Here is a 22019-nt window from a genome sequence, read left to right as displayed (position 1 = left end):
GTTCAGGGGGCGCGGAAACGCAGGATGCGTGCGCCGTCGAAGGGGTCGGTGAGGTAGTGGGCATGCACGCCGAAGGTGCTCAGCAGGCGCTCGGGGGTCAGCACCTGCAGCGGCTTGCCGAGGGCTACCAGGCGGCCTTGGTCGAGCACTGCCACACGGTCGCAGGTCAGCGCCTGGTTGAGGTCGTGCAGGGCCACCAGGGTGGTCACCGGCAACGCCTGCACCTGTTGCAGCAGGCTCAGCTGGTGCTGGATGTCGAGGTGGTTGGTCGGTTCGTCGAGCAGCAGTACCTGCGGGCGCTGGGCCAGGGCGCGGGCGATGTGCACGCGCTGGCGCTCGCCGCCGGACAGCGAACTCCAGGACCGTTCACGCAGGTGCGTGGCGTCGAGGTCGGCCAGGGCCTGTTCGACCATGGCCCGGTCTTCGCGGGAAAACGGCGCCAGCGCCGACAGCCAGGGTGTGCGCCCCAGGGCGACGGCGTCGAACACGCTGATCGCGTCGAGGGTGTCGGCCTGTTGCTCGACCAGCGCCAACGCCTGGGCGACGCGCCGGCGCGGCAGGCGCGCCAGGGGCTCGCCGAGCAGCTGCACGTTGCCGCTGCTCGGCGTGCGCAGCCCGGCCAGCAATTTGAGCAGGGACGATTTGCCTGAACCGTTGGGGCCGACGATACCCAGCGTTTCACCGGCCGCCACGCTGAGGTCGATGTTGCTCAGCACACTGGTGCCTGACAGTTGCAGGCCCAGCCCGCTGCAGGCGAGTGGCGCGACGTGCGCGCTGTTCATGATGTTCATGGGCGCCCCCGGCGGCTGACCAGGATCAGGGCGAACACGGGCGCGCCGAGCAATGCGGTGACCACGCCGACTGGAATCACCTGGCCGCCAATCAGCGTGCGCGACAGCACATCGGCAGCAATCAGGAACAACGCGCCGCCCAGCGCGCTGGCCGGCAGCAGGCGGCTATGACCGGGGCCGAGCAGCAGGCGCAGGGCGTGGGGGATGACCAGGCCGACGAAACCGATGGCGCCGACGATCGACACCATCACCGCCGTCACCAGTGCCGCGCAGCTGATCAGCAGCAATTGCGTGCGGCGCACGGCGATGCCCAGCGAAGCTGCCGAGTCGGCGCCGAAAGTGAAGGCATCCAGCGCCCGACGGTGCCACAGGCACACCGCCAGGCCGAACAGCGCCACGGGCAATGCCTGCCACACCGACGGCCAGCGCACGCCACTGAGGTTGCCCAGCAGCCAGAACAGGATGCCGCGTGCCTGTTCGGCGGTGGCCGACTTGGTGATGAGCAAAGCGGTGATGGCGGTGAACAGTTGGGAGCCGGCAATACCGGCGAGGATGACCTGCGCGTGGTTGTTGCTCGGCCCGGCCGCACGGGCCAGCACCAGCACCAGCAAAAAGGCTGCCAGGGCACCGATGAAGGCGCCGCCGGACATGCTCAGGGCGACGCTGCCCAGGCCCAACAGGCCAACCAGCACCGCACCCGTCGATGCGCCGGCGGACAGCCCGAGCAGGTAGGGCTCGGCCAGCGGATTGCGCAGCAGCGCCTGGAGGATCACCCCACAGGTCGCCAGCCCCGCCCCGCAAGCGGCAGCGACCAGGGCGCGGGTCAGGCGGTAGTTCCAGACGATGCCGGCGTCGATCGGGTCGACCGGATAGCCGGCCTGCCACAGGTGGTTGGCCAGCACCTGGTAGACCACCTGTGGCGGCAGGTTGGTTTCGCCGATGGCAGTACCGGCCAGCACGGCCGCGAGCAAGGCCAGCAGGGCCAGGGCGCTGTAGGGCAAAGCTTTCATCATGGCGCCGCTTTACCGCTGGCGAAGGCCGCGGACAAGGTCTGCAGGCCGCGGAACAGGCGGATCCCGGCCTGCATGGCGTCGGCGTCGAGGATGATGATGCGGTTGTTCTTTACCGCATCCATCTGCTTCGTCACCGGGTCGTGGCGGAGGAATTCGAGCTTTTTCCGGTAATCATCGGCGGGGTAGCGGCGGCGGTCCATGCGCGCGATGATCAGCCAGGTCGGGTTGGCCTTGGCCAGGGTTTCCCAGCCTACGGTTGGCCATTCTTCAGTCGACTCGACCACGTTGCGCACGCCCAGGGTGCGCAGCATGAAGTCGGCTACGCCCTGGCGGCCCGCAACATAAGGGTCGATGCCGAGGTCGGCGCTGGAGAACCAGAACAGTGCCGAAGTCTGCGACAGGTCCTTGCCGGCCAGTTGCTGCCGGGCACCCTCCAGGCGTGCCTTGAGGTCGGCATTGAGCGCGGCACCGCGGTCCTGTACGTCGAAGATCTCGGCCAGCTGGCTGATGCTCTTGTAGATGCTGTCGACCTGGAATGCCTGCAGACGGGTGCCGTCGGCGCCGACCAGGTTGTCCTTGCCTTCACAGTCCGAGGGCAGCAGGTAGGTGGCAATGTTCAGTTCGCGGAACTGTTCACGGGTGGCGACCGCGCCCTGGGCGCCGACCATCCACTCGAACTGCACCGCCACCAGTTGCGGGCGCTTGCCGACCACGGCTTCGAAGCTGGGCTCGTTGTCGGCCAGGCGCGGCACCTTGTCGTTCACTGCCTGGTATTCGGGCAAGACGTTGTTGAACCACAAAGAGGTGCCGGCCAGCTTGTCGCCCAGGCCCAGGGCGTAAAGCATCTCGGTGCCGGCCTGGCCGATGGTGACCGCACGCTCAGGCGCGTGGGCGAAGGTCTGCGGCGCGCTGCAGTTGTCGACGGTCAGCGGGTAAAGGGTGGCCGCAGCCTGAGCCAGGCCGGTGAGGCTCAGGCCGGCGAGCAAGGTGGCGATACGGGGCAGCATGCTGGGCGATCTCCTGTCGGACAGTTCTGGTGAGGAACGCACGGACAGGCATCGCCGCAGCCCTGCACGTGCAGGGGCAAGACGGATGGCCATCCCGGACACCCCGCCGGTTGGTGAATGTAGGCCGGCAGGTCTCCTGACTGGTGCGTCCTCGCCCGGCTCCGGCCTTCCCGGACCAGGTCCAGTGGCATCGATGGAGCAGGCTCGGCACCTACAGTTGCGGGGGCAGTTCCGATTGGCACGCCGGGTTGGGCGGGCCCGGGATTCCCTATTAATTCCGTGGTGGAAACCGGCGGGCGGCATGGTAGACCATCCGGCCGCCGGGTGAAACGCTGAATCAGAAGTACTTCAGCCAGTGGATGTCGCGCCGGCGCGCCTTGAGCCGGGCGAACCAGCGCACCGGCAGGTACAGCGCCGCCGCCAGCAGCAGCGCGGCCAGCCACACCGCGCCGATGCCGTCGAAGCCGAAGTAGTCGCCCTGGTTGAGGCCGAACAGCGCCACACAGGCCAGGTACAGCAGCTTGAGCACATACAGGTGCAGCAAGTAGAAGAACATCGGCGCTGCGCCGAGCACCGCCAGGGCGCTGACCCAGCGGGCAAGCCCGGCACGCTCGAAGGCGCGCAGCAACAGCAGGCCGCAACCCAGGGTCAGGGCCAGGAACAGCAGCGAGGGCGGATATTTGGTGATGTTGAAGAAGCTCATCAGCGTCTGGGTGAGCGCCGGGTAGCCGCTCCACGGCGCTTCGCCGTAGCCGTTGTAGAGGCGCAGCACCATGAAGGCGAGCAGGGCGGTGACGCCGGCCATCAGCAGGCGATGCTGGCGCTCGCCGGCATCGCTGCCACGCCCGAACCACGGACCGAGGCCGTAGCCCAGCGCGATCACGCCGATCCACGGCAGCACCGGGTAGGAGGTGCGCAGGCGCAGGTTCTCCGAGACCTCCAGCCAGCCGCGGTCATGCAGGATCGCCCACGGTACATGCAGGGCTGATTGCGCGTCGAAGTGCAGGCCATCGAGCAGGTTATGGCCGGCGATGATCAGCGCGCCCACGGCGAGCAGGGCCGGACGCGGCAGCCACACCAGCAGCGACAGGGCGATCATGCTTACGCCGATGGCCCAGATCACTTGCATGTAGACCACGCTCGGTGGCAGCTGGAAGGTCCAGGCGAAGTTGACCAGGGTGAATTCCAGCACCACCAGGAACAGCCCGCGCTTGAACAGGAACGCCGACACATCGCTGCGACCCCGGTACTTCTCGCCATACAGCCAGGCCGACAGGCCGGTGAGCAGGACGAACACCGGTGCGCACAGGTGGGCCAGGGTACGGCTGGCGAACAGCGAAGGGTCGGTGGCATCGATGGCCATCGGGTCGCTGACCTGGCGGTGCAGGAAGAAGGTTTCGCGCACGTGGTCGAGGAGCATGAACAGGATCACCAGGCCGCGCAGGGCATCGATGCTCTGCAGGCGCTGGGTGAGCAGGGTGGGGGTGGCTGAGGCGCTGGTCATGGAAGGCGGTCGCAAGCAGGAATGAATGTCAAATGAAACGTTATCCTATAACTATTTGGTTGGCTTCTGATAGTGTTTTTTATGTTGCCTGTGCCGGCCTCTTCGCGGGCAAGCCCGCTCCCACAGGTTCACCACCCTTTTCAAATGAGTGGAAATCCTGTGGGAGCGGGCTTGCCCGCGAAGAGGCCGGGACAGGCGGTTCAAGTCAGAAGGTGTAATCCACGGTAGCGAAGTAGGACCTTGGCGCGCCCATCACCCACTGCTCGCCACTGAACACCGATGCCACATACTCCCGGTCGAACAGGTTGTTCACCTGCAACCCCAGCCGAACATCCGGCAGCACCTGCCAGCCGATGTTGGCATCGACCACGGTGTACCCCGGCGCACTCTGGCTATTGGCCGTGTCGGCATAACGCTCATCCACATAGCGTGCGCCAATCCCCGCCTCGACCTGCTGGCCGAAGCCTTTGGTCAACCACAGGTTGGCCGTGCGCCGTGGCACGTTGGCCGGGCGGTTGCCGGCACGGTCCTGGGCTACGCCTTCGACCACTTCGTCGAAATCATCGTACTGCGCCCGCACCAGCGACGCATTGGCCGACAGCTGCCACTGCTGCCCCAGGGCCAGTTCCAGCGACGCCTCCAGGCCGTCGGAGGTCTGCTGCCCGGCCTGTTGCGCCTCGTGGGTGATCGGGTCATCCACCAGCAGCTTGTTCTTGACGATATGGAACGCCGCCAGCGTCCATTCGCCACGGCCTTCCCAGAAGCGCTGCTTGAGGCCCAGCTCGGTCTGCTTCGCCTCGGTCAGGTCGTAGTGCATCTGTGTCGGGCTGAGGCTGACCAGATTATCCACCCCGTCCTCGCTGGTGGAGTACTGACCATACAGCGACAGGTCGTCGGTGACGGCGAACACCAGCCCGGCCCGCCAGTTGCCGCCTTGCAGGCTGCGGTCGCTGCGGCTGCCATCGATCAGGTTGTCGCGGTCGATGTGGTTCTGGTCGCGGCGCACGCCGGTCACCAGCGACAGGCGCTCGGTGAGCTGCAGGCGGTTCTCGGCGAACAGGGCGAAGGTGTGGGTGGTGGACAGTGTTTGCGGGCGTGTTGGCGAGGCGCTGTGGAACCAACCCGGGGTCGGCTGCCACGGGTCGATGTAGTCGCCGCCGACGTCGTTGTACGGCCGATTGCTGTCGACGTTGAAGCGCACCTTGTTGTATTCGACACCGACCAGCGTCTTGCTGGCCAGGCCGAGCAGGCGGTGGTCGAAGGTGAAGGTCTGGCGGTCACCGATCTGCTCCTGGTTGTGCTTGATCTCCAGGTAGCTCTGGCGCTCCAGTTGCTCGCGGTCGGCGTCCCAGCTGTAGTTCTCGGCATTGCGCCAGTGGCGACGGCTCTTGATGTAGTAGAGCTGGTTGGTGGCGCTGAGCTGGTCATTGATCGCCCAGTCGGTGGTGAAACGGGTCCACTCGTCGTGGTAGCGCTGCACGTCGTTCTGGACGTTGTAGTTGTTCTTGCGCAGGCTGCTGCGGTAATGCCCGTCGATCAGCGGCGTGCCATAGTAGTTGGCCGGCAGGGCGTCACCGCGCTCGTGGGCGAGGGTGAAACTCAGGTCGTCGCTGGCATCGAAACGCAGCGCGGCACTGAGGGCCAGGCTGCGCGAGTCGGTGCGGTCGACCCAACCGTTGCCGGCTTGCTGGTTCAGGGTCAGGCGATAGCTCAGCCGCTCGCTGAGGCTGCCGCCGCTGTCCAGGCCCAGTTGCTGGCGGTCCCAGGAGCCGTAGCCCAGGCGCAGGCGGTTGTGGATGTCGCCAGCGAAGGGTTTTTTCGGGATCACGTTGATCACCGCGCCGGTCGCGCCTTCGCCATAAAGCACCGAAGCCGGGCCGCGGATCACGTCGATCTGCTCGACCATCCACGGGTCGACCGGGAAGGTCTGGGTACCGGCTCCGGTGTACAGGCGCGCGCCGTCGAACAGGGTCATCACCGAGCCATGGCCGGTGAATCCGCGTGCCGACAGGCCGGTGCCGCCATCGCCCGGGTTACCGATGAAGGTGATGCCGGGCGAGCGGGTCACGGCGTCCTGCACGGTGAGGTTGTTGCGTTGTTCGATCTGTTCGGCCGTGATGCTGCTGGTGCTGGCCGGGGTTTCCAGGGCACTGAGGTGCAGCCGTGAACCGGCCTCGGTCGGCGTGGCCAGGTCGACGCGCTGTGGGTCACGGGTATCGGTGATGGCCGTGGAGGGGAGGTTCAGCACAGGTTCGTCGGCCAGGGCCGGCAGGGTAACGGCCAGGCAGGCCGCCAGGGGGTGAAGCTTGATGAGTCGGGACATGTCGTTCCACTGCTGCAGGAATGAATGGATCCCGGTGGAAAACACGCAAAGGCGCACCCCGTACGCAGGCGCACGCGGATACCGGCCTGCGCCCGCCCACCGCGGGTTGCCAAGTGACGCTTCAGGCCGGTCTCCGGGCTTGCGAGAATCATGAGTCCTTCACCTTCCCATGCTGGTGCACAGTGGTGTGTCGAAGGCATCGCTCGCTTACCGTTGCGGGGGCAGCGCCGGACTTGTCGTGGACCACGACGCACCGGCTTCCCGTTTCACCCTGCGCACGGCGGCGCAGGACACCTGAAACTGCCGCGTATCTGAACATCCCGACACTGCCTCGTCAAATGTCGCAGCATCGGAAAATAACGGCGAATCAGTTCTTTAAGAGTGCTCCCTGAATTTTTTTCGAACTTTTCTGCGCGGCGTTGCCTCGAAGCGCTCGTTAGTCATTCGTATTACTGTCATGGAGACTTCAGGTATGTTCACCCGTAATCTGCTTCGCCAATCCTGCCTCCTCGCTTTGCTCGGCAGCCCATTGTTGGCAAGCGCTGCGCCCAGCACTGAGCCGCTGTTCAGCGTCGGCCTGTTGGGTGCATACAACAAATTCAAGTTCGAAGGTGGCAGTGATTCCGACAAGGAGCACATGGGCCAAGGTGGTGTGTTTGCCACGTTCGGCAACAAGCTGACCGCTGAATCGGGCTTCATCTACCAAGCCGGCGTCGAAGCCAAATACGGCAAGAAGAACGACGACAAGCTCAAGGAGGCGCAAGCCGACCTCGACCTTGGCTGGCGCGCGGCGCTGGATGCGCGCAACTTCGTCGATGTCATCGTGGGCGGTGGCTACAGCTGGACCCGCTTCGAGCCCGAGATCAACGACCTCGATACCAAGCTCACCTACAAATCGCCCTTCGCCAAGGCGGCGCTGGGCTACAACCATCAGTTCGATGCATCCACCTTGCGTGTGGAAGTGGGCGCGCGTCACACCATCGACGGGCGTGCACGGTTGAAGGTGGATGATTTTGGCAGCGACACGGTGGACATGAAAGACCGTACCAACCCTTATGCCGAAGTCACGCTGCTGATGAACCAGCAGGGCGGCATGCCGGTGCAGGCGGGCGTGTATTACACCCGCACCGAGTACAAGCTCGATGAGGATTCGCCAGTGGCGGACAACACCAAGCTCAAGCGTGACGAATTTGGCTTCAAGGTTGGCCTGGCCTTCTGAGACAGCGTTGAGCAGGATCGGCCTTTTCGCGCTTCAGTCGCGAAAAGGCCTTACCGGCTAGCGCCCACGTCGGCGCGACACCCGAGCCTCGATGTTTTTGCGCCCGATCAGCAGCGCTGGCTTCTCCACCACCGGCTCATCGGCCAGCCACTTGTACATCACCAGGCAGTCGACCAACCCCAGGCGCGCGTGGCGATAGGCCTTGGGCAGGCGGCCCACGGTCTCGAAGCCGAGCCGGGTCCACAGCGCCACCGCCACCTCGTTGCTCGCCACCACCGAATTGAACTGCAACGCCAGGAAGCCCTCCTGGCGTGCCAGCTTCTGCGAGTGCTCGCACATCAGCCGGGCCACACCACGGCCACGGGCGGCCTCGCAGACCATGTAGCCGCAGTTGCCGACATGGGCGCCGGGGCCTGCGGCGTTGGCCTTGAGGTAGTAGGAACCGAGCAGCGCGCCGTCTTCCTCGGCCACCAATGTGTGCAGTGGCTGTTGCAGCCACAGCTGGCGAGCTTGCTCGACGGTCAGCTCGGGGTCGAAGGCGTAGGTTTCGCGGGCCTGGACGATGGCCTGGAAGGTCGGCCAGAAACGCTCGAAATCGTCGGGCGTCATGGGGCGAATGTGGATCATGGCGGTTCCTGCAATGGCTAGGCCGCCAAGTCTGGGTGGCGCGGCGCCGTCGCGCAAGGGCGGCGACGCCGTCGGGCTTCAGCCGTTGGCCTTGCCCACCGCATCCAGGGCGCGGGCCGAGTAGACCAGTGCGGCCCCGGCATTCATCGCCACGGCTACACCCAGCGCCTCGGCGATCTCCTCACGGGTGGCGCCATGCTTGACGGCTTGCTGTGAGTGCACGGCGATGCAGCCGTCGCAGCGGGTGGTGACGGCCACGGCCAGGGAGATCAGTTCGCGGGTCTTGGCGTCCAGGTGGTTGGTCTTGGCACCCGCGCCGCTGGCGGTCATGTAGCCGGCCACGGTGTCGGGGGACAATTGCTTGAGATCGCCGATGCCGGCCATCAACTGCTTACGGTAGGCGTCCCAGTCCATCATGCTCATCGTCTTCACCTTGGTAAGGTTGCGAGTGGAGCTTTCATGCTAGTCGAAGCGCGGGAGGCGAGACTTGTACTTTAGTGCTGGCCAGCAGTGAGCGGCCAGAAAAGGCCGCTTCTGCAATGGCCAACGTGTCGGTCAGATATAGACGAACACCAGCACCAGGGCGGCGACCACCAACCACTTCTCCAGGTAGTAGCGCATGCGGTTGCGCTTCTTCAGCGCCTTGCCACGTTCGCGGATCTTGTAGATGCGGGTGAACAGGCGGTTGATGCCGCCGGTCTTGTCGCCGGCGTCGTTGGGCGCTGCGGCGGCGGCCATGACGTTGCGGCTGAACCAGCGGTTGAACGCGGTGGCCCAGCGGTACTTCAGCGGGCGCTCGATGTCGCAGAACAGGATGATGCGGTTGTGCTCGGTGGTGTTGGCCGCGTAGTGGATGTAGGTCTCGTCGAAGACCACGCCCTCGCCATCGCGCCAGGAGTATTTCTCGCCGTCCACATCGATGTAGCAACCGTCATCGTTCGGCGTGTCCAGGCCGAGGTGGAAGCGGTACGAGCCGGCATACGGGTCACGGTGACGGACCAGCTTGGCACCCGGCGGCAGGGTAGCGAACATCGCCGCCTTGACCGTGCCGATGCCTTGCAGCAGCTCGGTGGTGCGCGGGCACAGGCTCATCGCCGAGGGGTGGCTTTCGCCGTACCACTTCAGGTAGAAGCGCTTCCAGCCGGTCTTGAAGAACGAATTGAAACCGACGTCGTCATAATTGTCGGACTTCTTGATCTCGCCCACGTGCAGCAGCTGCTGGCCTTCGGCACGGATCTCCTGCCAGTGGTCCATCAGTGGCTGCAGTTCGGGGAACGCCTCGACCGGCAGATAAGGCTTGGCCGGGTGCTTGGAGAACAGGTACAGGAAGCTGTTGACCGGGGCCAGGAAGCTGGAGTGGTCGCCCAGCTGACGGGTCAGCTTGTGGCGTACCCGACCGCGCAGGTGAACATAGGCGATCGAGAGGACGAAGATCAGTACGAGTGCGATTTTCATGGACGTTTACTTGTCGAAAAATGGCCATGCGCCATGGCATGAGCTCGCCAGCATAAACAATCATGGGGGCAGTTTGTACTTATTGTTACGTTAATGCGGGGCGACATTGGTGTAAGGCCCTTAAGCGTGCAAAAACGTTTCACGTGATGGAGTTCACATGATTCAGGACATTCGCCCGAGTGGCACCCCATTCAAAAGGTTGTTTTTCGCCTTGCCGGTCAGCGACGCCCAACGCCGTGCGATCAGCCAGTGGCGGCGTGGCCTGAACCTGCGCAGCGGCAAGCCGGTACCGAGCGAAAACTTCCACCTGACCTTGCTGTTTCTCGGTGATGTGGATGCGGCGCAGGTGCCGGCCATCTGCGCGGCGGTGGACAACCTGGCGCGGCCGGTTGCGTCGTTGCGCCTGCTGCTGGACCAGCTGAATACCTGGCAGCGCGCCAATGTGCTGGTGCTGGAGCCGCAGGAAACCCCCGCCGCCTTGCGCCAGTTGGTCTATGGCTTGCAGCAGGCGTTGTTGCCGATGGGCTTCGAAGAACAGGCCCGCGAGTACCGTCCGCACCTGACGCTGTCACGGGACTTTCGTGGCCAGGCCCCGGAGGCGGCCGTAGCGCCCGAGTTCCCTCTCAGCGCCCGGCATTTCACTCTGTACGAATCGCGCAAGGGCCGTTACTGGCCGCTGGCGCAGTGGCCGCTGGCGTAATAGCTCGGCTCGTTTCCAGAGGTTGATGCGATCTCTGTGTGAACAATGTCCGCAAGAGCGCTGCGATACCTGTGGGAGCGGCTTTAGCCGCGAAGCAGGCGACGCGGTGGATGGCACCGGCCTTGCCGGTGTTCGCGGGTGAACCCGCTTTCACAAGAGCCGTGCGATACCGATGTGCAGGTCACACCGGCAGGCTCTGGTAGGGCAGTTCATCCCCCGGGCTGCGGGCGAACTGGCGCTTGTACTCGCGGCTGAACTGCGAAGTGCTCTGGTAGCCCACCCGATGCGCCGTCTGTGCCACCCCGAGCCCCTCACCGATCAGCATCTGCTGCGCCTTGAGCAGGCGCAGGCGCTTGAGGTACTGCATCGGCGCCATGTCGGTGCAGCGTTTGAAGTGCTCATGGAAGGTCGATACGCTCATATTGGCGCAGGCGGCCAGTGCCTCGACACTCAGCTGCTCGGTGTAATGTTCGCGCAGGTGCGTGAGCGCCGCGCCGATCCGGGCGAAGTGCCCCTGCTGTTCCACCAGCGCGCGCAGCACCCCGGCCTGGGGGCCGCGTAGCGCGGTGTACAGCACCTCGCGTACTCGCCCCGGGCCCAGCACCTTGGCGTCCACAGGGTCTTGCAGGCACTGCAGCAGACGCTCCACCGACTCACGCATCGGTGCATCGAGCGCCGCCGACGTCATCGACTGTGGCGTTTGCGCCTGCACTGCAGGGTCGGGTGCCAGGGCCATGCTTTGCACCAGTTCACCCAGCACAGCGCGGTCGATGTCCACCGCCACGCCCAGCAGCGGCTCGTCGGTGGTGGCAAAGGTTTCGCACATGAACGGTACCGACAGCGCTTGCACCAGATAATGGCCGGCGCCGTATTCCAGGGTGCGCGGGCCGAGGCGCGCCAGCTTGCTGCCCTGGGCCAGGATCATCAGGCTCGGCTCGTAGATCTGCGGGCTGCTGGCCACATAGTGGTCCCAGCTCAGCACCTGTACCTGGGGCAGGTGCGTGGGTACGAAACCCGGGCGGGTGGCCAGGCTGCGGATCAGCGAGCACAGCGGGGCGTTGGCATCGACGTGGCGGGTCAGTTGCATGAGGAACCTGGGCAGAGAATCAGACAGTCGCATCATCGCAGATCGGCAGGCCAGCGCCAGATGGTCGCTGGCAGGTTCGGAGAATCAGGCATGGATGCCGGAGAATCAGCCGTGTGCGGGCCGGGCGAGGGCGAGCAGAATGCGCAGCCTGAATCGTTTCACTTCCCTGTGAGGTCCCGCATGTACACCGCCATCGGTTACGCCGCCCAAACCCCGACCAGCCCCTTGGCCCCCATGTCCTTCGAGCGCCGCGCCCCGCGCCCGGACGACGTCGCCATCGAGATCCTCTACTGTGGCGTTTGCCATTCCGACATCCACCAGGCGCGCAACGAATGGGGCATCGCCGTGTACCCGCTGATGCCCGGCCACGAGATCATTGGCCGGGTCACCGCGGTGGGTGACCAGGTCACCTCGCACAAGGTCGGCGACCTGGTCGGTGTCGGTTGCATGGTCGACTCCTGCCGCCACTGCGAGGCCTGCGCCAAGGGCCTGGAGCAGTACTGCCTCGAAGGCCCGACCATGACCTACGCCACCCCGGACCGGGTCGATGGCAGCAACACCATGGGTGGTTATTCCAGCAGCATCGTGGTCAGCGAGCACTTCGTGGTGCGCATCCCGGCTGGCATGGACCTGCCCAGCGCGGCGCCGATCCTTTGCGCAGGCATCACCACCTACTCGCCGCTCAAGCACCATGGCGTCGGCCCCGGCCACAAGGTCGGCATCCTCGGCATGGGCGGGCTGGGCCACATGGGCATCAAGCTGGCCAAGGCCCTGGGCGCCGAAGTGACCCTGTTCACCCGCTCCCGGGCCAAGGCCGAGGAAGCCCGCCGCCAGGGTGCCGACCATGTGATCGTGTCTACCGATGCCCAACAGATGCGCGCGGCGGCGGGCCGTTTCGACTTCCTGCTCGACACCATTCCCGTGCAGCACGACCTCAATCCGTATCTGGAGACCCTGAAGTTCGACGGCGTGCACATCCTGGTGGGCCTGATCGAGCCGATCGACCCGGCCGTGCATGCCGCCAACCTGGTGATGAAGCGTCGGGTGCTGGCCGGTTCGCTGATTGGCGGCATCGCCGAAACCCAGGAAGTGCTGGACTTCTGTGCCGCCCATGACATCCGTTGCGACATCGAGATGCTCGACATCCGCAACATCAACCAAGCCTACGAACGCATGATCGCGGGTGATGTGAAGTACCGCTTCGTGATCGACATGGCCACCCTGCAGGGCTGAACCAGCCGTTAGCCTGCACCGGCCTCTTCGCGGGTAAACCCGCTCCCACAGGTACTGCGCTTGCCTCAGGCTGAGTGCTATTCCTGTGGGAGCGGGTTTACCCGCGAAGAGGGCGGTGCAGGATTGCACGATCAGCGCCTTGTCACACTTTTCCACAACAGGCATCCCCCAATGCTGCCATGGTTGTGAGGCCCCGGCGTGACGCGTACCATGCGGGCAATCCTTCCAATAACAAACCCGTGCCTCAGCGCGGCCGATACTTGGCCCCTGACGCGCGTCCTTTCGCCTTGCCTGCGGAGAACAGATTCCAGCCCATGAACGGACCCATCCCCACCAACCTGCCGCCGACCGCGGGTGCTGGCAGCTGGCTGAGCGTGATTGCCCTGGCCCTGGCGGCCTTCATCTTCAATACCACCGAGTTCGTCCCGGTAGCGCTGCTCAGCGACATCGGCCGCAGCTTCGACATGACCACCGCGCAGGTCGGCCTGATGCTGACCATCTATGCCTGGGTGGTGGCGCTGGCTTCGCTGCCGATGATGCTGCTTACCCGCAACATCGAGCGCCGGCGCCTGCTGCTGTTGGTGTTCCTGGTGTTCATCATCAGCCACCTGCTGTCGTGGTTGTCGCAAAGCTTTGCCATGCTGCTGGTCAGCCGCATCGGTATCGCCCTGGCCCACGCCGTGTTCTGGGCCATCACCGCGTCGCTGGCCGTGCGCGTGGCGCCGCCGGGCCAGCAGGCCAAGGCCCTGGGATTGCTGGCGACGGGCACGACCCTGGCGATGGTGCTGGGCATCCCGTTGGGGCGCGTGGTGGGCGAAGCGCTGGGCTGGCGCATCACCTTCCTCAGCATTGCCGCGGTGGCGCTGGTGACCATGCTGTGCCTGATGAAGTCGCTGCCGTTGCTGCCGAGCCAGAACTCCGGTTCGCTGCGCAGCCTGCCGATTTTGTTCAAGCGCCCGGCGCTGGTGATTACCTACCTGCTGGTGACGCTGGTGATCACCGCGCAGTTCACTGCCTATAGCTACATAGAGCCCTTTGCCTTGCACGTGGCGCAGATCGGTGGTGAGCGCACCACGCTGTTGTTGCTGTTGTTCGGTGGCGCTGGCGTGTTCGGTTCGCTGTTGTTCAGCCGCTACAGCGACCGTTACCCGCATGGGTTCCTGGTGGGTTCGATCGGGGTGCTGGCGGCTTGCCTGCTGTTGCTGCTGCCGCTGTCGGGCAATTTCTATGTGTTTGCGGCGTTGAGCATGTTCTGGGGCGTGGCGATTCTCAGCTTCAGCCTGGCGCTGCAATCCAAGACCCTGAAGCTGGCGTCCGATGCCACCGACGTGGCCATGGCGCTGTTCTCCGGCATCTACAACATCGGCATCGGTGGCGGGGCGTTGCTGGGCAGTATCGTCAGCAGTCAGATGGGCGTGGCCGATATCGGCATGGTTGGCGGCAGTGTGGCGGTGGTCGGGTTGCTGCTGGCAGTGGCCAGTACCCGGCGATTCCGCGAGGCCCTGAGTCATTGAAGAACCGCACCGGCCTCTTCGCGGGTGAACCCGCTCCCACAGGTACTGCACTGCCTTCAAAACTGGTGCAATCCCTGTGGGAGCGGGTTTACCCGCGAAGAGGCCAGCGCAGGCAATATCAACTCTCAGCTCAGCACGGCCGCCCATGCGGAAACAAGGAGCAACCCTGCCAAGCCCCGGTTGAACCACCGCAACCGCCCAGGCGCCTGCAACCAGCGCGCACTACCTACCCCCAACAGGGCCCACACCGCCATGCACGGCACGGCAATCAGCAGAAACACCAGGGCCAATTGCCACACCGGCAGCGTCGGCGCCGCAAACACGCCAATCACGGCCACTGCCATCATCCACACCTTTGGGTTGACCACCTGCAACGATGCTGCGCTGACTGCGCCGAACGGCTTGCCGCCTGCCGTATCCAGCGGCTCGCCGGCACTGCGCAACATGCGCCAGGCCAGCCAGCTCAACCACAGCACCCCGGCCCAGCTCATCGCCTGCTGGGCTGTTGGATGGCGCAGCAGCGCCTCACCCAGCCCCAGGCCGACCAGCAACACGATTGTCGCCGCCGCACCGCAGGCCGCCAGGATCGGTGCCAGGCTTGCGCGCAGGCCTTGCCGGGCGCCGTGGGCGAGGATCAGCAGGTTGGTCGGCCCCGGGCTGATGCTCGAGACCAGCGCGAAAAGCATGAAAGGTAACAACGATTGCGACATGGGAACGGCTCCGAATGCTCAGGGCCCCATGGTCGCCATTGACGGCTTGTCAGTCTGGAAGGTTTGAGCAGCGGCGTCGGTAGTCGGCCGGGGTCAGCCGATAGGCACGACGGAACCAGCGACCCAGGTGGCTCTGGTCGGCAAAGCCAAGGGTCATGGCCACCTCGGCAGGTGTCTGGCCGTGAGCAAGCAGGCGCCGGGCACGGGCCAGCCGCAGCTGGACCAGGTAGGCATGGGGCGCCAGGCCGAAGGCCGCCTTGAAGGCGCGGGTCAGGCGGAAACGGTCGACCCCACAGGCCTGGGCAACCTGTTCCAGGCCGATGTCCTGGTCGAAATGGGCGTGCAGGAAATCACGCGCCCGCTGTGCGGTCAGTGGTAGGCGCGGGTCGGGGTTGAGGCGCTTGCGCCAGTGCAGGTGGCGGGTCAAGGTGGCCAGCAGGGTGTCCATGGCCGTCTGGCGCACGATGCGCAACTCCTGGCCATGCACCGCCTGGAACGCCAGGGCGATAGCCTGGGCCAGGCGCTGGTCGTGGCACAAGGTGTCGGCGAAACGCGGCAGGCTGTCACCGGGGGCCTGTTCGAACAGCGCCCGCAGCTCGGTGTCCAGCCAGTTCGGTTCAAGGTACAGGGTCGAGTAGGTGAAGCCTTCGGCAGTCGGGGCATGGCCGTCGTGAAGGTCGCCGGGTTCGAGCAGGAAGACCTGGCCTGCAGTGCTCTGGTGGCGAACCCGACGGCAGTTGAACTGCTGCACGCCCTGCTCGGTGAAACCGACCAGAAAGCTGTCGTGCCAGTGCGGGTCGTAGGCGTGCCCGACAAAATGCGCGCGAACCGACTCGATGCCGGTGTCGGCGTCCTGCTTGAGGTCGATCCAGTTGCTCATGGCGCTGCGCTGCTGACGGGGAGGGCAGTTCACCTTACTCCAGATGCGTTAGCCGGTTTAGAACAATTGTGCAGGCTGCAGCGCGGCAAAACGCTCGCGCAGCCACAAGTGCAGTTGCGTCACCGCGGGCGACAGCTGCTTGCGGTGCGGGCACACCAGCGTCACCGGCGTGGCTTCGCCCTGATGCTCCGGCAACAGGACTTCCAGTTCGCCGGCGGCTATGTTGGCACTGACGTCCAGCCACGACTTGTAGACGATGCCTTCACCTTCCAGCGCCCAGCGCCGCACCACGTCGGCGTCGTCGCTGACCAATGGCCCGCGCACCTGCACGGTGCGGTTGCCCAGCTGCCATTTGTCGTATACGCGGTTGTGCTGCAGGTACAGCAGGCAGTCATGCTGTTGCAGCTCTTCGGCTGTGCGGGGGCGGCCATGGCGGGCCAGGTAGGCGGGGGATGCCACCACCACGCGACGGTTCCAGGGCGCCAGCGGCAGGGCGATATAGTTGGCGTCCTGGTTGAGGCCATATCGGATGGCGATGTCCACCGGGTCACGGCTGAAATCGGCCATCTGGTCGGAAAGGAAGAAGCGCAGGCTCAACGCCGGGTGCTCGCGGCGAAACGCACTGAGCCAGGGCAGCAACAGGTTGCGGCCGATGTCGGAAGGCGCGGACACCTGCAACACCCCGCGCAAGGTGCTGTGGCTGCCGTGCAGCTGTTCGTGGCCCTGGCGCAGGGTGTCGAGCACGCGCTGGGCGGTGGGCAGGTAGAGTTCGCCCTCGGCGGTCAGGCGCAGGCTGCGGGTGGTGCGGGCGAACAGGCGCACGTCGAGGTCGCGCTCCAGGCGCTTGATCGCGGCGGCCACTTGCCCGGGCAGCAGGTCGGCTTCATGGGCGGCAGCGGTGAAACTGCCCAAGGCGCTGCTGCGCACGAACAGCTCCAGGTCGGTGAAACGGAGCATTTTCACTCCAAAGGTGAAAGTGTTGCTGCATTCTGCCGCTTTTTCCGGTTTGCAGGAAAGATAAGATGCGCGACAAATCCCGTTTCGTTGATTGGAGTTGCAGCATGGATACCGTCTCCCTGGCCAAGCGCCGTTACACCACCAAGGCCTACGATGCCGCCCGCAAGATTCCCCAGGCCACGGTCGATGCGCTGCTCGAACAGCTGCGCCACAGCCCGTCCTCGGTCAACTCGCAGCCTTGGCATTTCGTTGTCGCCGACAGCGCCGAAGGCAAGGCCCGCCTGGCCAAGGCCACCGACGGCCGTTTTGCCTACAACTCGCCGAAAATCCTCGATGCTTCGCATGTAGTCGTATTCTGCACCCGCACCGATATGACCGAGGCGCACCTGAATGCGGTGCTTGAGCAGGAACAGGCCGATGGCCGCTTCCGCGACGAGCAGGCACGGGCAGGGCAGAACCAGAGCCGTCGCGGCTATGTGGACCTGCACCGTTTCGATCAGAAAGACCTGCAGCACTGGATGGAGAAGCAGACCTACCTGGCCTTGGGCACCGCGCTGCTGGGTGCTGCGGCACATGGGCTGGATGCGACGCCGATCGAAGGGTTCGATAGCAAGGTGATGGATGCTGAGCTGGGGCTGCGTGAGCAAGGCTACAGCAGCGTCGTGGTATTGAGCCTGGGCTATCGCAGCGAGGCGGACTTCAATGCCGGGCTGAGCAAATCGCGCCTGCCGGCGTCGACAGTCTTCACCTTCCTGTAAGTGCGTTATCGGCAGTGGCGGCCTCTTCGCGGGTAAACCCGCTCCCTCAGGGATATCACCGACCTTGAAGCCGGTGGAGACCTTGTGGGAGCGGGCTTACCCGCGAAGAGGCCAGCACTGCCGACACATTCGTCATGCATGAACGATACTGAGAAGCCCACTGACCGCTTCTGGATCTTGCCATGCCTGACCTGACCCCCAGCGAACAGATCGACGCCCGCATCGCCGTCCTGGACGGCTGGCGCGGCCCGGCCCTCGCACGTCTGCGAGCCCTGATCCACCAGGCCGACCCCGACGTGCTGGAGGAAGTGAAATGGCGTGGCGTCCCGGTCTGGTCCCACGCCGGCATCCTCTGCACCGGTGAAAGCTACAAGGACAAGCTCAAGCTGACCTTCGCCAAAGGCGCGCGACTGGCCGACCCCGCAGGCCTGTTCAATGCCAGCCTCGACGGCAACACGCGCCGCGCCATAGACGTGTTGGAAGGAGATGAAATCGACGAACAGGCGTTCATCAACCTGATCCGGTCAGCCGTGGCACTCAACGCGAACAAGGACTGAGCGGCAGCTACCAAAGCGCGGCCGAAGCCGCCGTCAAAGCCCGCCCGAACACCGCGATCGCCGTGTCCACCTCGGCCTCGCTGGTAAACCGCCCGATACTCACGCGCACGCTCTTGCGTGCCCGCGCTTCATCGAGCCCCAGCGCCAACAGCACATGCGAAGCGGCATTGCTCGCCGAGTTGCAAGCCGATGTGGTCGACAGCGCCAGTTCACTGGCCAAGGCCATGCTGTTGAAACCGTTGGCTTCGATGCACAGGTTCAGGGTGTGAGGGATCCGCTGCAGGGCGCAGCCATTGAGGCTGACCCCCGGCAATGCCAGCAACCCATCACGCAGGCGCTTGGCCAAATGTTCGATACGCTGGTGCTCGCTGTCACCCGGCTCACCGGCCAGGGCGAAGGCACTGCCCATGCCGACGATCTGGTGCGTCGGCAAGGTACCCGAGCGCAGCCCTTGCTCATGCCCGCCACCGTGGATCTGCGCACGCATCAATTCACGGGCGCGAGGCCCGACATACAAAGCGCCGATACCTTTTGGCCCATAGACCTTGTGCGCCGAAAACGACATCAGGTCCACCGCCATTGCCTGCAGGTCAATGGCCAGCTTGCCGACCGCCTGGGCCGCATCCACATGCAGCAGGGCGCCATGGGCGCGAACCCGTTCGCCAATGGCAGCGAAATCGGTGACAGTGCCCAGTTCATTGTTGACGGCCATCAGCGACACCAGGCGGGTGTCCGCGCGCAGCGCAGCCTGCACGGCGTAGGGCTGGATCAGGCCGCCGGCGTCCGGCGCCAGGCGGGTGATGGCCCAGCCCTGGCGCTCCAGTTCCTTGACCGTATCGAGCACGGCCTTGTGCTCCAGCTGGCTGGTGATCAAGTGGCCAGGCTGGGCCATGCCCTGGGCGATGCCCTTGAGTGCCAGGTTGTTCGACTCGGTGGCGCCCGATGTCCAGACAATGTCGTCGGCGCGGGCGCCAACCCGCTCGGCCACTTGCCGACGGGCCTGCTCGACCACTTCGCGTGCGGCCTGGCCGTAGGCGTGGCCACTGGAGGCGGGGTTGCCGAAGTTAACCTGGCGACCGAGGCAGGTGAGCATGGTTTCGATGACCCGGTCGTCGACCGGAGTGGTGGCGGCGTAGTCGAAATAGAGGGGGGCGCTAGGCATGGGGCGGGTCCGTGCAATGTTGCCGTGGTGTCGGCAATCGTTGCATCAAGCCTAAGCGCTTGGGGAAAAATGATTTTGCTTTTTATGCTGCAGATAGCCGGTTAATGGAGAATGTTTTTCTCTACTGATAAATCAGTTGGAAATGCTTTTTCTCTCTGTGGGCCCAGGCGAGCCCACAGTGCCATGAGCGCTTCAGGCAGGCTCCAGCGCCCGTTCTTCTTCGGCCACCACGCGCTCGCACAATTCGATGATTTGCTCGCGCATCCAGCGGTTGGCCGGGTCCTGGTCGGTGCTCTCATGCCAGTACAGGTGAGTCTCCAGCGCTGGCACCTCCACCGGCAGCGGCTGGAAACGCAGCTGGTGGCGGCGGGCGAAGCGCTCGGGCACGGTCATGGCCATGTCGGTCTGCTGCAACACCTGCGAAGCCATCAGGTAATGCTGGGAGCGCAGCGCGACCTTGCGTTGCACGCCCATCTTGCCCAGTGCCAGGTCGACGTAGCCCAGGCCGTTGCGGCGGCTGGAGATATGGATATGGGTCATGCCCAGATAGTTGTCGAGGGTCAGCTTGGTATCGGCCAACGGGTGGCCCTGGCGCAGCGCGCAGACGTAGCGGTCCTGCATCAGCTTGACGTGGCGCACCTGCGGGTCGGTGTTCAGCGGGGCATCGACGGCGAAGTCCAGGCGCCCGGCGGCCAGTTCCTTGGTGGTTTCCCGGCGTTTGCACAGGAAGCTTTCGATCAGCACTGCCGGGGCCAGGCGGCGCAGACGCTGGAACAGTGGCGGCAGGATCACCGCCTCGGTCAGGTCGGTCATGCTGATGCGGAAGGTCTTGTTGGCCTGCTGCGGGTTGAAGATGCGGCTTTCCTGCACCGAGGTGCGCAGCAGCGCCAGGGCATTGCGCACCGGGCCGATGATGTTCTGGGCCATGGGCGTGGGCACCATGCCCTGGGCGGTACGTACGAACAGCGGATCGTTGAAGGTTTCGCGCAGCCGTGACAGGGCGTTGGACACCGCCGGCTGGGTGATGCCGACGATCTGCCCGGCGCGGGTCAGGTTGGCTTCGGTGTAGATCGCGTCGAAGACGATGAACAGATTGAGGTCGACCTTGCTGAGGTTCATGGCGCCGCTCTTTGTTGGAATTATTGGCCGATCATATATCGGTTATGAATGTTTATACACGCTGAAAATAGACTAGGTAGATCGAGGCTGGCTGCTCTAGGCTCTGCGCATGTACTTCGAACCGTGAAGGTAACCCCGATGGATTTCGCCTATACGCCCAAGGTCCAGGCACTGCGAGAGCGCGTCAGCGCCTTCATGGATGCTTATGTCTATCCCGCCGAACCGGTGTTCGAGCGCCAGGTCGCCGAGGGCGACCGCTGGCAACCCACCGCAATCATGGAAGAGCTCAAGGCCAAGGCTCGTGCCGAGGGTTTGTGGAACCTGTTCCTCCCGGAGTCGGAATACGGCGCTGGTCTGAGCAATCTGGAATACGCACCGTTGGCCGAGATCATGGGCCGTTCGCTGCTGGGCCCGGAGCCGTTCAACTGCTCGGCACCGGACACCGGCAACATGGAAGTGCTGGTGCGGTATGGCAGCGAGGCGCAGAAGCGCCAGTGGCTGGAGCCGCTGCTGCGGGGTGAAATCCGCTCGGCATTCGCCATGACAGAACCGGACGTGGCGTCTTCGGACGCGACCAACATGGCCGCTACCGCAGTGCGTGATGGCGACGAGTGGGTGATCAACGGCCGCAAGTGGTGGACCTCCGGTGCCTGCGACCCACGCTGCAAGGTGATGATCTTCATGGGCCTGTCCAACCCCGATGGTCCGCGCCATCAGCAGCATTCGATGGTGCTGGTACCGACCGATGCAGCGGGGGTGAAGATCGTCCGCCCGTTGCCGGTATTTGGCTATGACGATGCACCCCACGGTCATGCCGAGGTGCTGTTCGAGAACGTGCGGGTGCCGTATGAAAACGTGGTCCTCGGCGAGGGGCGTGGTTTCGAGATTGCCCAGGGCCGCCTTGGCCCAGGCCGTATCCACCATTGCATGCGCTCGATCGGCATGGCCGAGCGGGCGCTGGAGCTGATGTGCAAGCGCTCGGTCGAACGCACGGCCTTTGGCCGGCCCCTGGCGCGCCTGGGCGGCAACGTCGACAAGATCGCCGACTCGCGCATGGAGATCGACATGGCGCGCCTGCTGACGCTGAAGGCGGCGTACATGATGGACACCGTCGGCAACAAGGTCGCACGCAGCGAGATTGCGCAGATCAAGGTGGTGGCGCCTAACGTGGCGTTGAAGGTGATCGACCGGGCGATCCAGATGCATGGCGGGGCCGGGGTGAGTGGTGATTTCCCGCTGGCCTACATGTATGCCATGCAGCGGACACTGCGCCTGGCTGACGGGCCGGATGAGGTACATCGGGCGGCGATTGGCAAGTACGAGATCGGCAAGTATGTGCCGGTGGAGATGTTGCGCGGCGGAAGGTGATGCAAGCCTGCTCCTGCCACTGCCAAGCACCGCGT

General features: G+C 64.8%; 21 protein-coding genes and 2 riboswitches. Of the genes, 7 read left to right on the top strand and 14 right to left on the bottom strand.

From position 1 onward, the window contains the following. Positions 1-2: 2 nt before the first annotated feature. The 5 genes from APH33_RS17635 to APH33_RS17615 form a co-directional block, all read right to left on the bottom strand. Positions 3-791, bottom strand: coding sequence for an ABC transporter ATP-binding protein (locus APH33_RS17635; protein ID WP_054886383.1), 789 nt, complete (start codon positions 789-791; stop codon positions 3-5). After that, positions 788-1804: an iron ABC transporter permease gene (locus APH33_RS17630; protein WP_054886382.1), complete on the bottom strand. Its 1017-nt coding sequence runs from the start codon at positions 1802-1804 to the stop codon at positions 788-790. Before APH33_RS17630 ends, APH33_RS17635 begins: the two co-directional genes overlap by 4 nt. Next, the gene (locus tag APH33_RS17625; protein ID WP_054886381.1) at positions 1801-2811 is read right to left on the bottom strand and encodes an ABC transporter substrate-binding protein; all 1011 of its coding nucleotides are present in this window, start codon (positions 2809-2811) and stop codon (positions 1801-1803) included. The genes APH33_RS17630 and APH33_RS17625 overlap by 4 nt, the downstream gene beginning before the upstream one ends. Positions 2812-2919: 108 nt before the next feature. Next, positions 2920-3120: riboswitch (cobalamin riboswitch) on the bottom strand. Positions 3121-3148: 28 nt separating this feature from the next. Continuing rightward, complete coding sequence (locus APH33_RS17620) at positions 3149-4315, bottom strand: DUF1624 domain-containing protein (protein WP_054886380.1); 1167 nt, start codon at positions 4313-4315, stop codon at positions 3149-3151. Between the two features lie 205 nt (positions 4316-4520). Continuing rightward, entirely contained in the window at positions 4521-6638 is a 2118-nt protein-coding gene (locus APH33_RS17615) for a TonB-dependent siderophore receptor (protein WP_054886379.1), read from the bottom strand. A 106-nt stretch (positions 6639-6744) separates the two neighbouring features. Continuing rightward, positions 6745-6951: riboswitch (cobalamin riboswitch) on the bottom strand. 159 nt (positions 6952-7110) lie between these two features. Here APH33_RS17615 and APH33_RS17610 point away from each other — a divergent pair. Beyond that, a complete protein-coding gene (locus tag APH33_RS17610) occupies positions 7111-7857 on the top strand; it encodes an outer membrane beta-barrel protein (protein WP_054886378.1) in 747 nt (248 codons plus the stop codon). A gap of 57 nt (positions 7858-7914) precedes the next feature. Here the strand turns inward: APH33_RS17610 and APH33_RS17605 are convergent, their stop codons facing one another. The 3 genes from APH33_RS17605 to lpxO form a co-directional block, all read right to left on the bottom strand. Next, on the bottom strand, positions 7915-8484 hold the full coding sequence (locus APH33_RS17605) for a GNAT family N-acetyltransferase (protein ID WP_054886377.1): 570 nt from the start codon (positions 8482-8484) through the stop codon (positions 7915-7917). Between the two features lie 78 nt (positions 8485-8562). Then, a complete protein-coding gene (locus APH33_RS17600) occupies positions 8563-8907 on the bottom strand; it encodes a carboxymuconolactone decarboxylase family protein (protein WP_054886376.1) in 345 nt (114 codons plus the stop codon). Positions 8908-9039: 132 nt separating this feature from the next. Beyond that, positions 9040-9939 carry a lipid A hydroxylase LpxO gene (gene lpxO / locus APH33_RS17595; protein WP_054886375.1) on the bottom strand — a complete coding sequence of 300 codons (900 nt, stop codon included), beginning with the start codon at positions 9937-9939 and terminating at the stop codon, positions 9040-9042. 157 nt (positions 9940-10096) lie between these two features. Here lpxO and thpR point away from each other — a divergent pair, with 157 nt between their 5' ends. Continuing rightward, complete coding sequence (gene thpR / locus APH33_RS17590; RefSeq protein WP_054886374.1) at positions 10097-10639, top strand: RNA 2',3'-cyclic phosphodiesterase; 543 nt, start codon at positions 10097-10099, stop codon at positions 10637-10639. Positions 10640-10820: 181 nt separating this feature from the next. Here the strand turns inward: thpR and APH33_RS17585 are convergent, their stop codons facing one another. After that, the gene (locus APH33_RS17585) at positions 10821-11726 is read right to left on the bottom strand and encodes an AraC family transcriptional regulator (RefSeq protein ID WP_054886373.1); all 906 of its coding nucleotides are present in this window, start codon (positions 11724-11726) and stop codon (positions 10821-10823) included. Between the two features lie 180 nt (positions 11727-11906). Here APH33_RS17585 and calA point away from each other — a divergent pair, with 180 nt between their 5' ends. After that, on the top strand, positions 11907-12959 hold the full coding sequence (calA, locus tag APH33_RS17580; RefSeq protein ID WP_054886372.1) for a vanillin reductase: 1053 nt from the start codon (positions 11907-11909) through the stop codon (positions 12957-12959). A 314-nt stretch (positions 12960-13273) separates the two neighbouring features. Next, the gene (locus tag APH33_RS17575) at positions 13274-14473 is read left to right on the top strand and encodes a sugar transporter (protein ID WP_054886371.1); all 1200 of its coding nucleotides are present in this window, start codon (positions 13274-13276) and stop codon (positions 14471-14473) included. Between the two features lie 125 nt (positions 14474-14598). Here APH33_RS17575 and APH33_RS17570 read toward each other — a convergent pair whose 3' ends face one another. The 3 genes from APH33_RS17570 to APH33_RS17560 are packed head-to-tail and all read right to left on the bottom strand — an operon-like array spanning position 14599 to position 17020. Next, complete coding sequence (locus tag APH33_RS17570) at positions 14599-15183, bottom strand: LysE family translocator (RefSeq protein WP_054886370.1); 585 nt, start codon at positions 15181-15183, stop codon at positions 14599-14601. Between the two features lie 49 nt (positions 15184-15232). Beyond that, on the bottom strand, positions 15233-16063 hold the full coding sequence (locus APH33_RS17565) for an AraC family transcriptional regulator (protein ID WP_054886369.1): 831 nt from the start codon (positions 16061-16063) through the stop codon (positions 15233-15235). A 57-nt stretch (positions 16064-16120) separates the two neighbouring features. Then, positions 16121-17020 carry a LysR family transcriptional regulator gene (locus APH33_RS17560; protein WP_054886368.1) on the bottom strand — a complete coding sequence of 300 codons (900 nt, stop codon included), beginning with the start codon at positions 17018-17020 and terminating at the stop codon, positions 16121-16123. A gap of 104 nt (positions 17021-17124) precedes the next feature. Here APH33_RS17560 and APH33_RS17555 point away from each other — a divergent pair, with 104 nt between their 5' ends. Together APH33_RS17555 and APH33_RS17550 are read left to right on the top strand one after the other, a co-directional pair. Continuing rightward, complete coding sequence (locus APH33_RS17555; protein WP_054886393.1) at positions 17125-17778, top strand: oxygen-insensitive NAD(P)H-dependent nitroreductase NfsB; 654 nt, start codon at positions 17125-17127, stop codon at positions 17776-17778. Positions 17779-17960: 182 nt separating this feature from the next. Further along, a complete protein-coding gene (locus APH33_RS17550; RefSeq protein ID WP_054886367.1) occupies positions 17961-18335 on the top strand; it encodes a DUF1801 domain-containing protein in 375 nt (124 codons plus the stop codon). A 7-nt stretch (positions 18336-18342) separates the two neighbouring features. On the opposite strand, the gene APH33_RS17545 is transcribed toward APH33_RS17550, so the two are convergent. Continuing rightward, positions 18343-19497, bottom strand: coding sequence for a cysteine desulfurase family protein (locus APH33_RS17545; RefSeq protein ID WP_054886366.1), 1155 nt, complete (start codon positions 19495-19497; stop codon positions 18343-18345). A 192-nt stretch (positions 19498-19689) separates the two neighbouring features. Next, positions 19690-20616 carry a LysR family transcriptional regulator gene (locus APH33_RS17540; RefSeq protein WP_054886365.1) on the bottom strand — a complete coding sequence of 309 codons (927 nt, stop codon included), beginning with the start codon at positions 20614-20616 and terminating at the stop codon, positions 19690-19692. Between the two features lie 138 nt (positions 20617-20754). On the opposite strand from APH33_RS17540, the gene APH33_RS17535 reads away from it, so the two are divergent. Continuing rightward, positions 20755-21984 (top strand): acyl-CoA dehydrogenase, encoded by a 1230-nt coding sequence (locus tag APH33_RS17535; protein WP_054886364.1) that lies wholly within the window; start codon positions 20755-20757, stop codon positions 21982-21984. The last annotated feature ends 35 nt before the right edge of the window (positions 21985-22019 follow it).

This window comes from Pseudomonas sp. NBRC 111130, assembly GCF_001320485.1.
Taxonomy (GTDB): domain Bacteria; phylum Pseudomonadota; class Gammaproteobacteria; order Pseudomonadales; family Pseudomonadaceae; genus Aquipseudomonas; species Aquipseudomonas vlassakiae.
Note: the sequence above shows the minus strand (reverse complement) of the source record. Positions and strands in the feature narration are given on the sequence as shown.